The 14,880-nt window shown below is 38.2% G+C and carries 13 protein-coding genes; 2 read left to right on the top strand and 11 right to left on the bottom strand.

Annotated features, from left to right (window positions below):
- Positions 1-194: 194 nt before the first annotated feature.
- Entirely contained in the window at positions 195-992 is a 798-nt protein-coding gene (locus tag NST66_RS00065; RefSeq protein WP_325076492.1) for a hypothetical protein, read from the top strand.
- A gap of 41 nt (positions 993-1,033) precedes the next feature.
- On the opposite strand, the gene NST66_RS00060 is transcribed toward NST66_RS00065, so the two are convergent.
- The 4 genes from NST66_RS00060 to NST66_RS00045 all read right to left on the bottom strand — a co-directional run bounded on the left by NST66_RS00060 (position 1,034) and on the right by NST66_RS00045 (position 5,557).
- Positions 1,034-2,254 (bottom strand): multidrug effflux MFS transporter, encoded by a 1,221-nt coding sequence (locus NST66_RS00060; RefSeq protein ID WP_047751756.1) that lies wholly within the window; start codon positions 2,252-2,254, stop codon positions 1,034-1,036.
- A gap of 67 nt (positions 2,255-2,321) precedes the next feature.
- Complete coding sequence (locus tag NST66_RS00055; protein ID WP_049162735.1) at positions 2,322-3,143, bottom strand: MerR family transcriptional regulator; 822 nt, start codon at positions 3,141-3,143, stop codon at positions 2,322-2,324.
- Positions 3,144-3,206: 63 nt separating this feature from the next.
- Entirely contained in the window at positions 3,207-4,220 is a 1,014-nt protein-coding gene (locus NST66_RS00050) for a nitronate monooxygenase (RefSeq protein ID WP_098112280.1), read from the bottom strand.
- 272 nt (positions 4,221-4,492) lie between these two features.
- Entirely contained in the window at positions 4,493-5,557 is a 1,065-nt protein-coding gene (locus NST66_RS00045) for a lactonase family protein (protein ID WP_033580820.1), read from the bottom strand.
- A 333-nt stretch (positions 5,558-5,890) separates the two neighbouring features.
- On the opposite strand from NST66_RS00045, the gene map reads away from it, so the two are divergent.
- A complete protein-coding gene (map, locus tag NST66_RS00040; RefSeq protein WP_025752900.1) occupies positions 5,891-6,637 on the top strand; it encodes a type I methionyl aminopeptidase in 747 nt (248 codons plus the stop codon).
- A gap of 26 nt (positions 6,638-6,663) precedes the next feature.
- Here map and NST66_RS00035 read toward each other — a convergent pair whose 3' ends face one another.
- The 7 genes from NST66_RS00035 to NST66_RS00005 all read right to left on the bottom strand — a co-directional run bounded on the left by NST66_RS00035 (position 6,664) and on the right by NST66_RS00005 (position 14,661).
- On the bottom strand, positions 6,664-8,469 hold the full coding sequence (locus NST66_RS00035; RefSeq protein ID WP_047751757.1) for an ATP-binding protein: 1,806 nt from the start codon (positions 8,467-8,469) through the stop codon (positions 6,664-6,666).
- Positions 8,470-8,492: 23 nt separating this feature from the next.
- A complete protein-coding gene (locus tag NST66_RS00030) occupies positions 8,493-9,476 on the bottom strand; it encodes a BMP family ABC transporter substrate-binding protein (protein WP_034266896.1) in 984 nt (327 codons plus the stop codon).
- 171 nt (positions 9,477-9,647) lie between these two features.
- Positions 9,648-9,878, bottom strand: a complete 231-nt coding sequence (locus tag NST66_RS00025) for a helix-turn-helix domain-containing protein (protein ID WP_013055062.1) — start codon at positions 9,876-9,878, stop codon at positions 9,648-9,650.
- 13 nt (positions 9,879-9,891) lie between these two features.
- Positions 9,892-12,630 carry a GTPase domain-containing protein gene (locus NST66_RS00020; RefSeq protein ID WP_033580823.1) on the bottom strand — a complete coding sequence of 913 codons (2,739 nt, stop codon included), beginning with the start codon at positions 12,628-12,630 and terminating at the stop codon, positions 9,892-9,894.
- Positions 12,631-12,825: 195 nt separating this feature from the next.
- A complete protein-coding gene (locus tag NST66_RS00015; protein ID WP_013055060.1) occupies positions 12,826-13,641 on the bottom strand; it encodes a YitT family protein in 816 nt (271 codons plus the stop codon).
- Between the two features lie 226 nt (positions 13,642-13,867).
- On the bottom strand, positions 13,868-14,080 hold the full coding sequence (locus NST66_RS00010; RefSeq protein ID WP_080974221.1) for a hypothetical protein: 213 nt from the start codon (positions 14,078-14,080) through the stop codon (positions 13,868-13,870).
- Positions 14,081-14,223: 143 nt separating this feature from the next.
- Positions 14,224-14,661: an SMI1/KNR4 family protein gene (locus NST66_RS00005; protein ID WP_049162726.1), complete on the bottom strand. Its 438-nt coding sequence runs from the start codon at positions 14,659-14,661 to the stop codon at positions 14,224-14,226.
- Positions 14,662-14,880: the final 219 nt, after the last annotated feature.

Raw genomic sequence — 14,880 nt, 5'->3', positions numbered from 1 at the left:
TTTTTGCTGTTACTTAGATAAAATCATATCGAATTTCATTTTGTTATCCAATAAAAGAGCTATAGTGTTCAACAAACGTCTATATTTTTTCGTTTTTTATCTATTTTCACCATTTTTTCACTATTGGTGGTTACATTAACAATTGTGGACAGCTCTGTACCACACCCCTATAACTTTTAAGGAGTGACAACAGCATGAAAAAGAAACTATTCGGTTATATCATGGCAAGCGGTTTAACACTAGGAGTTATGGCCGCTGCAAACTCCACGGCATTTGCAGCAAGCAAAGATGAAACAAGCTCTTCAACGGTTGTAGAGCGAACAAATGGCAATACAACAACTACGAGTGATGCAACACAACAAAAAGTTGATGATATTATGAAAAAAGCACAGGAAAAATTACAGAAACTCGGCGTAAGCTTACCTCAGCATCATAAAGAAGGCCCCTTTAGCAATTTAGATGCTGGTACAAAGGCAAAAGCGAAAGCTATTATGGATCAGCTTCGCGACGGCACCCTGACTAAGGAACAAGCTGAAGCCAAATTAAAAGAACTTGGCGTAGACTTTCCTGAACATAAAGGCGGTCCTTTTAGCAATCTAGATGCAGCCACTAAGAAAAAAGCCAAAGCTATTATGGACCAGCTTCGCGACGGCACCCTGACTAAGGAACAAGCTGAAGTCAAATTAAAAGAACTTGGCGTAGACTTCCCTGAACATAAAGGTGGTCCTTTTAGCAATCTAGATGCAGCCACTAAGAAAAAAGCCAAAGCTATTATGGACCAGCTTCGCGACGGCACCCTGACTAAGGAACAAGCTGAAGCCAAATTAAAAGAACTTGGCGTAGATCTTCCTGCTAAAAAGAAAGATTTTCTAAATGGTTTAGATGCTGAAACAAAAGCTAAGGCCGAAACCATTTTAGAAAATGCAAAAAAAGAAATTCAAAAACTCGGTGTCACAATGCCGTTTGAAAAGAACGAGCACAAAGCTCAATAACTAAAAAAAGCTACTTGGCTGTTGAGAGCCAAGTAGCTTTTTTATGATGCAGTTTTCCGTTTCACTAATGCCATGTATACACCTAATGCTAATAAATCACAGACCATAATCACAATGCCCATCGGCAGAGCATTTTGCCCTCCTCCAAGTCCCACAAGAGGAGCTACGGCTGCTCCGAGCAAGAACGGCAGCAATCCTAGAAGCGCTGAAGCACTCCCTGCATTAGAAGCTTGATTTTGCATAGCAAGTGAAAAAACGGTTGTGTTCACAATTCCTACGCTTGATACAACAAAGAAAAGCAAGATGCAGACCAAAATAACGGATGTGTGAGTAGCAATTACAGCCACTAAAAGCACGCTTCCAACGGCTGCTTGAAGCAATCCATACATGAGAAGAGTAGCTTCTTTTACTTTACCAGCTAAACGTCCTGTCACTTGAGTAGCTATAATGAGACCAAAACCGTTAATAGCAAAAACAAAACTGAACATCTGCGGAGACAGTCCATAAATGTCTTGAAGAACAAATGTAGAGCCTGAAATATAAGCAAACATAGCGCTCATAATAAAACCTTGCGCCAGCGCATATCCCACGAAGACACTATCTTTTAGCAATACGCTAAATGTACGCAGTACTTCTGTTAATCCACCTTCTTTACGGCGTTCAGCCGGCAGCGTTTCTTTCAAGCCAAATAAAACGGCAAAAAACATTAGTGCACCAATTACGGCTAACACACCAAATACTCCGCGCCACGACATAACCGTCAGCAGCTGTCCACCAGCAACCGGAGCCAAAATGGGAGCTAAACCATTTACGAGCATGAGCATGGAGAAAAACTTTGTTAAATCTGAACCTGAAAACAAGTCTCGCACGCTTGCTCTTGAAATAACCATTCCTGCTGCTCCCGCCATGCCTTGAATAAATCGTAAAACGATAAAAATCCAAATAGAAGGCGCAAACACGCATAAAACAGAGGCAACTGCATAGGTGATTAATGCTGCTACAAGTGGCTTTTTCCTTCCCCGGATATCACTGAATGGCCCCATTACCACTTGCCCAAATGCCAAGCCCAATAAGCAAGCTGTCAGACTGACCTGGGCTAAAGAAGCTGACGTATGCAGTTCTTTAGCAAGCGTCGGCAGCGCTGGCAAATACATGTCGATTGATAACGGTCCAAATGCGCTTAGTGAACCCAAAATTAAAATAAATAAAATGCGATTTCCTCGGCTTAAAGACATTCCTTGGGAAATACTTTGCTGATTCATCTATTGTTGTCTCTCCCTTCAGCAGTTTTACAATAGTCTCATCTTAAACCCTCCAGCAACTGGATAGTCAAGACGTAATTCGAATTTGAATTTCCGTCAGCCGCTCTTCTTCATGATGAGAAATAAATGAATCTACAATTCGCCGAATTAAAAAAGGCCCTTCTGCTTTGTATCCTTCGGCTTTAATAAAGTTCAGTAACGTATCGTAATAGACTCCTGTGGTATCTCTCTTTTCTCTCATATAAATAGATGCGTAATCGCCTTCAGGTATTAACGTAACGAGTTCATGCTTAAAAGAAACATCGCTTTCGACCAATAAAAAAATGCCATCGTAATCTGTAAATTGTTGTTTTTTTGTGTTTTCTACAGATAGTATAAACCCTACTTTCCCAATCATAATCGGGGTAATATGACTAATTTTCTTTTTTAAATCACGCAGAACACTTTCAGTTCCGTCTAACGTACCTACCTCTGCTTTTACTTGCACAACTTCACGAGAAGGAAGGTGTTTGATGAAGGGGGCTCCTATTTGGTTAATATGTCTCGTCTGTTCTAATTCCTTCATTCGAGTTGTTAACTGCGCATTCACTCTTTGAAGGTGACGAATTTTTTCTTTTGTTACCTTCTGATATTCCGCTAAGGTGTCAATAAATTCATCCAAGCTGCTGTGCTCCATTTTTCTTTTAATTTCTTTTAACGGAACTCCCATCAGCTTTAAATAGACAATGATATCTAATTTCTTAAATTGTTCTAACGTATAATAACGATATCCGGTTTGGGGATCAACTTCATAAGGCTCGAACAGGCCAATTTCATCATAATAGCGAAGTGTTTTAATCGGAATATCGTGCAGTCTGGCCATTTGCCCAATTGTAAATTTGTTTTGCACTATAAGTTCACCTTCTTTATGTAAAGCTGCTTGCACTTAAAGCAAGCAACACCGTAATTCTCATCATTCATTTAGTTCTTGTACAAGCTCTTCCACAATAAGATGTGCAGGCAGTTCTTTTGCCAGCGTAAATCCAGTTCCTGCCCACAAAGAAGTGTACTCTGGATTATTCATTTGTGTAGCTTTTGTTCGAATAGGCTTTGTCATGTAATGAATATGAGGGTAAGCGGATGGTGCTGATTTATCATAGGAAATAAAAAAAGCATTCACAAATCCTCTAGCACGTTTCCCTGTAAAAGCTCTTGTAACACCTGTTTCATTAAAACGCTTTTGAAGAATGCTTTCTTTATGAAGAGCACTCGCTCCGCTTTCTGGACAACAAATAAAAGCCGTACCTAACTGCGCAGCAGAAGCACCTTCCTGTAACACGCGTTTAATGTCAGACCCCGTCATCAAGCCTCCCGCAGCAATTAATGGCTTTTTAGTGATTAGACGGACTTCTTTTAGCAAATTTATAAGCGAAAAGTCCACCGAACTCTCTAAAAAAGTAGACCGATGGCCGCCGGCTTCAATTCCTTGCAAGCACAGCACATCTGCTCCTGCTCTCAAAGCCACTTCGGCTTCTTGAGGTGTTGTAATCGTAACGAAAATATGACTTCCAATTCCCTTTAAGCTTGCTACAATCTCTCGATCCGGGCACCCAAATGTAAAGCTCACAGCAGGTACTCGATGTTTTTGAATGATGTCGAGCTTGGCACTCCATTCATCATCATCATTCTTTGGTATGCCAACTTGACACTCCAAATATCCAGCGGCTTTTGACAATTCTTTTTGATAACAATCAAGTGCATCAACTGCTACTTTTTCATTTGTCGGAACAAACAGATTTACTCCAAAAGGTTTTTTCGTAAGTGAATGCATCTCTATAATTTCCTGCTCCAATTCACGCGCACTTTTATATCCAGCGGCTAAAAATCCTAGCCCTCCGCTATTAGATACAGCTGCAGCTAGTTTAGGCGTCGAAACTCCTCCTGCCATAGGAGCTTGTACAATTGGATACTCACATATATTTTCCACACTTATCACCTCAGCCCTTCATGCGTTCTCTCTTCATTCTACTACAACACCAGAAAAAAAAGCCCTCCAAAAGGGCTTTTCTTCCATATATAGATTATGCTCATTTCAAAAATTGGGATCATAAATGACGCTTAGGAATGCGGACTACCTGACTATTCCCTCAAAGGTTCACCTATGCGGATGGCACTAACCCCGAAAGGAGAGTGACAGCCGCTTAGGTTTAGAAAGCCAGACCTGATTGTTTTTGGATCAGGTCTGGCTTTCTACATCGATTACTTATAGTGGAGGAACTTTACGCATACAGCTTCTGGAACCGTAACGTTAGATTGAAGAAGCGTTAGCTTTCCATTTTCTTGGTCTCTTTCAAACAGCACCAAGTTTCCTGTCTCTTGATTAGACGCCACAATAAATTGTTCCGTTGGATCTAAAACAAAATCGCGCGGCCAGTCGCCTTCAGTGCCTGTCCATTCTACGAATGTTAACTGTCCAGAATCCTGGTCTACTTTGAATGTTGCAATCGAGTTATGTCCGCGGTTTCCTGCATAGACAAAGCGGCCGTCTGAAGAAATGTGGATCGCACTCCCTTGATTATTTTCTGTAAAATCAGCCGGAATTGCTAAAGTAGCTTGTTGTTGAGTAAAGCTTCCTGTGCTTTCGTCATACGTTAAAAATAAAACTTCGGAGCTGAATTCTGTCATTGCATACGCATAGCGGCCATTTGGATGGAACGTTAAATGTCTAGGGCCCGAACCAACAGATGTAGAAAGGCTGTTGACTTCCTTCAATTTATTCTCTTCCACTTCATATGTCACAATTTCATCAATACCTAGGTCTACAACCGCCACGTGTTTTTCTCCAGGAGTAAAATCGGCATAGTGTACGTGTGGTTTTCCTTGTTGTCCTTTTTTAAGGTCTGAATGAGGATGTTCCACTACGGATGCTACATATTCAATTTCTCCTGTTTCTTCGTTAACAGAATACGTCTCAACGCTCCCTTTATGAAAATTAGCAGATAAAACAAGCGTATTATCTTCATTCACTGAAACGTAGCAAGGAGGCGCGCCGTCTAGCAGCTGTTTGTTTACAAATTTCAATTGCCCTGTGTTTGGATCAATCTTAAAAGCAGCTACGCCGCCTTTTTCTCCTTCTTTAATAACTGTATAAAGATGTTCATTGTCTTTGCTCGCATTTAAGTATGTAGGATTTTCAATTTTAGCCACGGCTTTTACTTCTACAATTTTTTTAGCCTTTGTATCTAACGTAAATGTATAGACACCTTCACTGCCTGCTTTTGTATATGTACCTGCAAATCCAATAAATTTTCCATGTTCACTCATTTTCCTATACCCCTCCTAAAGAATTGTTTTGTTTCATTTATTTTACTATATCATACCGCATTTGTTATAGAGAATGCTCCAATTCAACGTTCATTTATCAGTTTTCCCTACATGCCTAGCGTCAAACCCTTCCTTTTTAAGCCTGCATCTTGCATTTTCCTACCATTGGGCGTTATGATTAAGGATGATTTTATATCGCCCAATAGCAGACGGTTCCTGTATTTCTTAGATTTTTAAATAAAGAAAAATGAACTGATGAATAGTCGACTTCCATCGCTATAACCGCTGCTCAACTTTTTTCGTAAAGTTACATCAAAAAAGGAGTGAACAACAATGATCACATTAAAAAGTGAACGCGAAATTAATTTAATGCACGAAGCAGGTAAATTATTAGCTTCTTGTCATAAAGAAATCGCTAAAATGATCAAACCAGGCATAACAACAATGCAAATTGATAAATTTGTGGAAGAGTACTTAGCAAAGCACGGAGCAACGCCGGAACAAAAAGGATACAAAGGATATCAATATGCAACGTGCGCTTCTTTAAATGATGAAATTTGCCACGGTTTTCCAACAACTAAACCGTTAAAAGACGGGGATATCGTAACCATTGATATGGTTGTAAATTTAAACGGAGGCTTAGCAGATTCTGCATGGACTCATACCGTTGGAGACATTTCAGACGAAGCACAGCGTCTAGTAGATGTTACATACGAAGCGCTTTTAAAAGGAATCGAGCAAGCACAGCCAGGAAACCGTACAGGTGACATCGGCCACGCTATTCAAAGCTATGTAGAAGGCGAAAAATTCTCTGTCGTACGCGACTTCACAGGACATGGAATTGGAAATACCATGCACGAAGCGCCTACAATTCTTCACTACGGAAAAGCTGGCAAAGGTACACGTTTAAAAGAAGGTATGGTTATTACAATTGAGCCAATGGTAAACGCTGGTACATGGCATTCTAAAATGGATAAAAACGGTTGGACTGCTCGTACAACAGACGGTAAATTATCTGCTCAATTTGAACATACGCTTGCGATTACGAAAAACGGTCCTCTTATTTTAACAGCACATTAAAAAACAGCCCTTTTGAGGCTGTTTTCTTAATGTAGAGGAAATTTAATAACAAAAACTGTGCCGCGGGAAGAAGTAGATAATAATTTAATCTGTCCTCCGTGGCTTTCTAGAATACGCTGAGCAATGGGCAGACCAAGACCTGTGCCGCTATCCTTCGAAGTGGAAAAAGGCTGGTACAGCGACTGCTGCATATGAACCGGAATACCTTTTCCAGTATCTTCAATGTATAGACAGTAGCTATCTTCATGAACCTGCGAGTAGATTGTAATGACTCCTTCTCCATCCATGGCTTCCATACTGTTTCGAATTAAATTATGAAGAACTTGTTTGATTTGTTTTTCATCTACCTTTAATACATGCGGCTGCAAATTCACATCGAAAATAAGCTTATCTTTTTCTGTAAATTTGCTTGAGTGAGTAATCAAAGGCAATAACTCATTAATAATATCCTGCATGCTGACTTTTTTCATCACCGGAGTCCCAGGTTTTGATAACAACAGCATTTCTTCAATGATGTAATTAATCCTCTCTAGCTCTTTCATAAGCAGAGGCAGGTAAAAACGCTTTTTCTCCTCATCAGAAAGAGACTGATTCATAAGAGATATAAATCCATGAATCACGGCAAGAGGATTACGAATCTCATGAGCAGCTCCGGCTGCCACTTCTCCAACCAAGGCAAGTTTCTCAGACTGATGCATTCGCTTTTCTAATTCTTCGGTATCCGATATATCAATGAAATAAAAAATCCTTCCAATGCTTTCGTTCTTCTCATTAAACAGCTGCGTTTGAGAGGCTAAAAAGCAATAGCACGTCTCTTTCGTTCCAAATAATACTTTTTTATTTTCGTGAATTTCTCCCGAATTCAACATGCTCCAAAATTCAGTATTATATTCAGGACATTCCTTCATATACCCGCAAATATCCTTTTCATCGAGATCTAAAAACTGTTTTGCTGAGGTATTAGCAAATATACTATTTGTCTCATCTTCTATTGTGATAATTCCAACAGGCAGTGAATTTAAGATCTGCTGGCGATATGCTTTATCTTTAATGATTTTCCAAAATGAATCTTCTAAACTAACCGACATTTGATTGATAGAAGCCGAAAGCTGCTTCAGCTCGATTTGCTTTGTGTCTTGAAGAACAAGACCGTATTCTCCGTCTGCAATGTCATTCACTTTTTCAATCATTTGTTCAATTGGTTTCGTAAGGCTCGCACTCATACGATAAGAAACATAAAGGGAAGCCACAATAGCACTTACTGTTAAAATCAATAGTAAAATTAATGAATCTTTAATAATAACAGACAGTGTATCTGATAGTGTATCAAGTGAATCAACCGTCTCTTCTTTTGAACTATTAATATCTTTTTTTATCTGATGCAGATCCGGCAAATAATTTCTCTTAAGATACTCTTTTGCTCCCTCTATATCTCCGTACTTCAACAGTCCCTGCACGTTATTAGAAATCTTAAAATCCAGCAGCTCAATTTTTTCCTTTAGTGGAATCAACGATTTTGGCACAGGCTGCTTATATCTTTCATTATTTTCGATAACTCGTGTATCATATGATTGATATTCTTCTATCAAAGAGACAGTGGGGTTCTTTAGATTATTTTTCACAATGTATTCTTTTATGTTCAGCTGCTCTTCCCAATAAGAAAGCCACACCATTTGAGGAACATCTTCATCTTTAATTTCGTTGCTTACATGATTCATTTTATCAATGGCATGCACTAAAACTAAAGAGAACCCGCTTAACATGAATGTAATCAAAAGAAGAATCGTTAATATTTGGCTACGGAATGACATGTTGCGAAATAATTGATTCATAATCATCTCTTTCTTTTTCATAGTTACTTCGGCTGTGTAGACATTCTAACTTTCGAATATAAAATTTGTTTTTCTTGTTTACTGTACATCGGTCCAAAAGGCGCTAGTTTATAAACACCGTCCCTGGCGTCAAGTTTGACTTCTCCAGATGGAAGACCTTTTTTACTAAAATAGTTCTTCATAATCACGTTGTAAGCTTGAGGAACATCATTTATCACACTTGTTAAAATAACAGACCTACCCATGTACGCCTGATCATCTAAATATCCTATTACGTACATTCCTTGTGTTTTCGCTTCTTGAATAACTTCTTGATTATACGAATTTCCTTTAGCATAGACGATATCGACACCTTGAGCTTTTAACTCGCGGAGCAGCTTTACTGCTTTTGCTCCATCGTCTCGGCTGTTTACAACTTGATAATAAAAAGCAATCGATGAATCATACGCTTTGATTCCTTGTTCGAATCCTGGATTTTTTTCTTTTGCAAATGTATCGAGTAATCCAATTTTTTTCGTTTTTGTCTTCATGGCAGCTGCCGTGCCTGCCAGGTGTTCTATTTTTGTTTGATCAAATGTATATACAGTTTGGTTTTTATACATTGAAGTACCGTGAATGGTGACGAAATGAACATGAGGATACTTAGGAGCTAGTTCTGTAAAAACGGTAGAAAATTCTCTTCCATGTCCAATTACGACTTTTGTTCCATTTTGAATAACTTTTTCAGCAGCTTCCTTCATTTTTTGGTTCGTATTTACTTCGCTAATAACTTGAGCCGAAACGGGGTACTTCTGCTCGATGTTGATTTTTCCTTTATAAGCTAGACTGCCCCAGCTTTGATCTGTCAGTACATCAGAGGTGAGAATTGCAACGCTTGTGTTTTCTACTTTTTTTGTCGTTTGCTGACTTATAATCCCTTGTGTTTTCGAAACAATAATAATTAAAAACGAAGCGACAACAATCAGGGCAAGCAATAAAATCAGCCTTAACTGTCTTGATCGTTGCATAGACCTTCTCCTTTTTGTTTAGCATACTTTCATTATATAAAAAAAGCATCTAAAAAGACTACATCTTTAACGAAATTCCAACTTTTTTCGACATTTCTTTCATATCTTACCTTTTTTAACACTTTCACTCCAAAAGAAAAAGCAGAAAACATCTGTTTTCTGCTTCGGCCTTCAATCTTCATCTTTTACGTCCATATCTTCAGGGATTGGCTCATTTAGGTATTCTTCAATTTGTTTTTTATACTTTTCCATTTGCTCTAAATGAGTGTTAAACTGCTCTTTATTTAATAAGTAGTTTTCACCATCAAATATAGCCCTTACTTTTCCTTCTTGAATCAATTTCTGTACATATTCTTCAGGAAAAGATAGATACTCTGCTGCTTCTTTTATCGTTAAATACATCCTGCTCCACCTTTTAGACGTTATAGTGTACTTCTTCTGTAGCTTTAACCATTAACTCATACTGACGCAAGCGAAGCTGGAATAATGTTAACGGATCATAGTAAGCTTCAGGATTGGCTTTCATATGACTTAATACGTCTTGATTTTCATTAATATGCGCCTGTGTTTCTTCAATCGTTTCTTTTAAAACCTCTTTTGGCTTTTCAAAGAATAGTTCAATATCAACTTCTAAATTTTTCTCAAATAAATTAAATTGCATAAAAAACTTTGCCAGCATAGATTCTGTGATATCTTGATAGTCTTGACTTTCAATGTACTTTTTATATTGATTATAAAGCAGCGTTTGATTTTGAAGAATGGAAGAAAACAGTTTCCCTGCTCCTTTTAACAAAAGCTGCGTTGGATTAACGCGAAGTAAAATATTTTCTTCATCCAGCTGAACCCGATTAGCCATACGATTAACGTCGCGGCGCCAGTCGTCCAGCACTTTAAAATCGCAGGCTAACGTTAATTTTTGCTCATTGTACATCTTATTTAATGACTCTGCTACTTCTTCAATATCTACTTGACTCGCAATCAGCTCTTCATTTGATGTAGCAATCCAGTCCTTTAAAGAAATACGGAACTTAGGTAGGACATCTTGCTGCAAGTGCTCTTCCACGCGCATATTCATTTGTTTATTCAGCTCAATATGAACCGTACTAAAATCACTGTCTTCCTTCACTAATTCTGAAGACTTTTTGAGTAAACGAGGAATTTTATTTTTTAGCTTTTTGCTGATATCCTCTTTGATGCCGTGATAAGCCGAAACAATACTACTTGCTTTTTCTTGTTCTAAGTCATCCACTCGATGCAAGAAGCCATTTAATCGCACAAGCATATCTTCGTTCCATTTAATACTTTCAATCAAATGATTTTCTGTGTGATTTCTCTTCTCCACTAAGCCCTTTAGCATGCTTTGAATAAAGAACAGCAGTCTGCGCGCACGCTCTTCTACTCCAACGTCGTTTGGATCGTAATAGAAATTAGCTTTAATAAACTGAGCCAAGTCTCCGTGGTGCTGACTCGATACGTAGTGAGGCGTATAGGCTAATACATGCGCCTGTGGGAAATCAGCGCCAATGCTTGCCTCAAATTCTTTTGTAATTCGCTCAATCGTTGCTTGATTATAAAGACTGTCCATATTGTTGATGACAAAATGAACTGGCGTATTTGGCGCATATTCTTTAATCTCCAGCAATAATTCTCTTTCTTCATCAAGCAGCGATTCTTTTGCATCAAGCACAAACAGTAAACCATCTGCTAAAGGAGCATATTTAAATGCATCCTGCTCACGCGCCTCTTGTTCTGTAAAGCTTGGCGTAACAATGCATGAACAATTATGCTTATCAAGGAACGCAAAAGGTTTTTTCACTTCTACAAGCGCCTGGTGAGAAGATTGCTCCGCTCCGTCAATCGTTTCCATCGGAATGATTTCTTGATCAGCGATTTGCTGGATAGATTCTTCTTCATCATGAATGAACACAAAGGTTGTTTCATGATTTTGCGGTACCTTTTCTTCTGTAATCGATCCCACAAATGAAGACGTTGCAGCATTTGTTCCTGTAATTAATAAGTGTGTCGTATGAGCATCTAATAAAAAGTCTACCCACCATTTAAAGGTGTGCCCCACTTCTAAACCATTTTCATTAGCCCATTTAATAATGCCATGGCAAAGTTTGTAGTGATATTCAAGACCATCAATGTCGTTACGCGCCTCAAAAATTAATCTGCCTGCATTTTCGATTGTAATGGTATCAATAGTTGACGGAAACTTTTCATTCCATGAAAGCACGGCCGCAGACGGAAATAACGCACGTGACTTATTAGTAATTTTAAGCCAGTTTGTTAATACGTTCGGAATAACTTCATGCAATTCCTTTACAGAATGATCACTTTCCATTAAGTCAGTGTACGTCTCTTGATAAAGAGTTGAAATCTCTTGCCAATAATCATAGAGACCCACTTCAATATTCAAGAAAATATCATTGATGGTTTTAATCCAAGCAAGATAAGGAGGCTGACTCTTATATTGTTTCCATAAAGCTGAGACAAGCTGTTTGAAATATACTTGGTCCACTTTGTAAAATGAAATCATCACTTGATAAAAATAGTTAGGGATAAAGTTTGCTGTATATCCTTTATCTACGTAAGTCTTTAATACCGCAAACCAATTCAGCGATTCTGTTCGAATACACTCATCTACTGCAAGCTCCACTGCGCTATTAAAATCTTCTTGCTCTTCATAAAATCTTCGCGCAATCGCCGTGACGTTTGGATAATCCGGCTGAGAAGCAACCAGCTCGTTAATAACTTCATAAGCTCGTTCAATATTGTTATGGTCCGTATAAAGCGAAAACAGCTTTAGCGCTATTTCAGCTTTTAATACTTTTGAATCCGTTTCGATGGATAGGTAAAGCTCTTCAGCGAGCGTAGACAACCCCAATTCATAATGTGCGTCGGCTGTATTTTTCTTCGCCCACAGCTTAAACTCGCCATTTACATTCTCCCACTTAAAAATCGCGGATTCAAAATCTTGATTGTGGAAGTACACTTCTCCCTGAGCTAAGCGAATGAGCGATAAGTCGTACCACTCTTTTTGCTGCTCTTCGTAATAAGCTTGTCCAAGGACTTTTACAGGCGGCTGATTTTCATTTTCTTGCATAAACGTTTCGTAATATTTCTTTTTCGTTAACTGATATTCTACCGTCATATAGTCTCTCCTTTTTGATGTCAATATTTTATGTACTCTATCAAATTCCCTTTTTTATACTTTTCATACACGATATTTTCTTACTCATATTTTACGCAAAAAAAGCCTCAAGAACTACTCTTAAGGCTTTTTTTATAACTTTTATACTATAAAAATGGCTATTTATCATAAATCGGCGCTGAAATAACAAATATATTAATAGGCATCCCGTCGAAACAGCCCCATTACTTCTACCGTTTCCGTAATATTTACGAAAGCTTCAGGATCCACAGATTGAATTAACTGCTTGAGGTTTGCAAGCTCATAGCGTGAAATCACCGTCATTAATATTTTACGGTCTTCTCTTGAATAAGCTCCTTCACCGTTCATTAACGTCACACCGCGCACCAAATTCGTAAGAAGCTGCTGCTTCATTTCTTCGCCTTTTCTCGTAATAATGGTTAACGTGAGCTTAATGTGGCGAGTATGAATCGCATCCACTACTTTTCCTGTGACGAAAATCGAAAGCATCGTATATAAAGCCGCGTCCCAATTCACAAAGAAACCTGAAACAAATACGACCACGGCATTCATCGCTGATAATATAGCGCCAAGCGGAAATTCTTTTTTATGCGTAAGAAGCATCGCAATAATATCAAATCCACCTGTTGAGGCTGACTGACGAAAAACAAACCCTACGCCAATTCCAGTTAAAACTCCTCCAAAAACAGCTGACAGAATAGGATCTGTACTAACAGCTCTCAAGGGAATCACGTATAAAGCAATTGATAAAGCCACAACGGACAGCAGCGTATGTAAAACAAACCGCTTTCCTAACTTCATAAAACCAATAATTAAAAGGGGTAAATTCAACAAAAAATTCATTGTTCCCGTGCTTGCAGGCGTTAAAATTCCTATAATCATAGCAATACCGCTAATGCCGCTGCTTAGCACTTTATGGGGGATTAAAAACCAATTGTATGCAAATCCAATTAACACAGAACCCGCTATAATAGCAATTGCTCTATACATGATGTCCCTTCACCTCTTACCACAAATATAATGTTTTCATTTATTGCTTCTTTATTATAATTCCTAAAATATTGAAAACCTTAAAAAAAGTATATTCAGAAATTTGCTGTGTTGGTGGGGTGGACAAACGGCAAAATAAAACGGACATACAAGCGGATAATGCTTTTATATCAAGCTTTTGCTGCTTTTGTTATAGAAATGCTACCTTTACCTTTTCCGTACTTATTTAACCTAAAAGAGGTTGAGACATCATAATGAAATGAATGTATTTTAAAGGCGAACAACTAGTATAGATGAGCTTGTATGGAACCGCAGTTGATTTCCGTGCAAGACTTCGCTTTCCGCGGGCGGCCGCTGAGCCTCCTCGTCGCTTGCGCTCCTGCGGGGTCTCACCTATTCCGCTTTTCCCGCAGGAGTCTTCGTCTTGCCCTCCAATCAACTGCTAAAAGGAACGAAACAGACGACACTTATTTGCCCTAACAAAAAAATAAACCACGAATCAAACATGTTAATTAATGGTTCGTTTTTTACTTGGGTTAAAATACTTTTGTCCCAGCCTCTTGGTGGAAAGTTATTTTAATTTTATTCTTCTTCATATAAACCATTAATAAATTCTTCAAATGAATGGGCGACGAAAAAAATACTGCTTTCAGGATTCTCATATGCTAGTTCATGATTTATAAAAACGATAAGAGGCCGCTGAGAGTTAGAACGGTAGTCAAAACATACATGATTATCCGCTATGTCATCTCCAAATGGGTAAATACCATCAACTAGCTGGCATTTAAGATCATGGTACACGTTTAAAATGTAATCCTTTTTCTCCTGATTAAAACTTAGTAATTGGTAAAAAGAACATTCTCTCTTTCCAACATTAAATCCATCAGCTGAAGGTTCTCCACCATGATACTTTGTTACACATTCCATAAAGTAAATTGGAAATAATACATCCCATGCTTTTTCTACATCTAAAATGGTTTCTAAACTTACCTCTTTTTCATCCGTTTCCCACGTAATCAATTTGCTTCATCCATTTTGCCTTATGTATATTTAGGAATCTTTTTACTCCCATTTATAATTGCTTTTATTTGTTTCTCTATAAATCTTTTAGTATATTCCGTACTGTATTAAAAATAAAAGCCAATATAAAATACCACTACCATTCCTAATGATAGTGGTGTTTTAAACAATTTTCTTATTTTAATGTAAGCACCGCCACATTCTCCACATGTGTCGTAT

Source organism: Priestia sp. FSL W8-0524, from assembly GCF_038005965.1.
Classification (GTDB): Bacteria; Bacillota; Bacilli; order Bacillales; family Bacillaceae_H; genus Priestia; species Priestia zanthoxyli.
This window is presented reverse-complemented; position numbering and strand designations above follow the sequence as displayed.